Genomic DNA, 947 nt, shown 5'->3' with positions numbered 1-947 from the left:
CTGGCGATAGAAATGAATTATGCGTTTTTGAATGCAGAATATGATAATTATATCATTCCGCCAGTTGTAAACGCTGATAGCTCGATTGCTCAGCCTGAACAGGATGCTTCTGGGGATGATATGGTTGCATCTCCAGCTCATAAAGTTAGTTTGGCTGGCCAGTACTTTCATGACTTGCCAAGTGGTACGTTAAGTTACCGCTTGGAGTATGCGTGGCAGGATGAGCAGTACTTTACTGCGCCGAACCATGAAACCTCTTATCAGGGGGCTTATGCTTTAGTGAATGCGAGGTTCGGTTATGAGAGTGCAGATGAAATGTGGGAAGCAGAAGTTTACGTTGAAAACCTAACGAATAAAGCGTATTCAACTTCCACTCGAGAGTTTCCTGGTAGCCCTTTAAGCCTGGATAGTGTCGGTGTAACCAAAGACATCAACCCACCAAGAACCTTTGGTTTGCGTTTAGTTCGCAACTTCTAAACGTAATGAAATCAAAAAAAGCCTCATATGAGGCTTTTTGTATGTATGGGAATAATCCGAAGTAGACAAGGCGGGGCCGCCTACAAAAATCTCACACAAACTCATGCTTCCGACGATACTTATGCGCCGGATACGAACCCAATATCCGTACCTCCTTCGCGAAAAAGTTCAATTCTTCCAAAGCATTCTGAAGCGCTTGCTGACGATAATGTCCATCGACATCAATATGAAAATGACTCGCTTCCATGGTTCCACCATCCATATAGCTCTCAAGCTTGATCATATTGACACCGTTGGTGGCAAAACCACCGAGAGCCTTATACAAAGCCGCCGGTATATTTCTGACCGAAAACAACAAGCTCGAAATATAATGCTGCTTCGGATCATAGTCGGCATCAATAGCTTGCTTAGCCAAAACAATAAAGCGCGTCGTGTTGCCGCCCACATCCTGAAAGCTCTCTGCGATCACA

The 947-nt window shown here is 44.6% G+C and carries 1 protein-coding gene and 1 pseudogene; one reads left to right on the top strand and one right to left on the bottom strand.

Going from position 1 to position 947, the window contains the following annotated elements:
- Positions 1-477, top strand: a 477-nt coding sequence (locus A3766_RS27615; RefSeq protein WP_231883016.1) for a TonB-dependent receptor domain-containing protein, incomplete at its 5' end; no start/stop codon positions are given.
- A gap of 91 nt (positions 478-568) precedes the next feature.
- Here the strand turns inward: A3766_RS27615 and A3766_RS31720 are convergent.
- Positions 569-947 (bottom strand): annotated as a pseudogene (locus A3766_RS31720) (prephenate dehydratase); the annotation flags it as partial.

Source organism: Oleiphilus sp. HI0132, from assembly GCF_001635845.1.
Note: the sequence above shows the minus strand (reverse complement) of the source record. Positions and strands in the feature narration are given on the sequence as shown.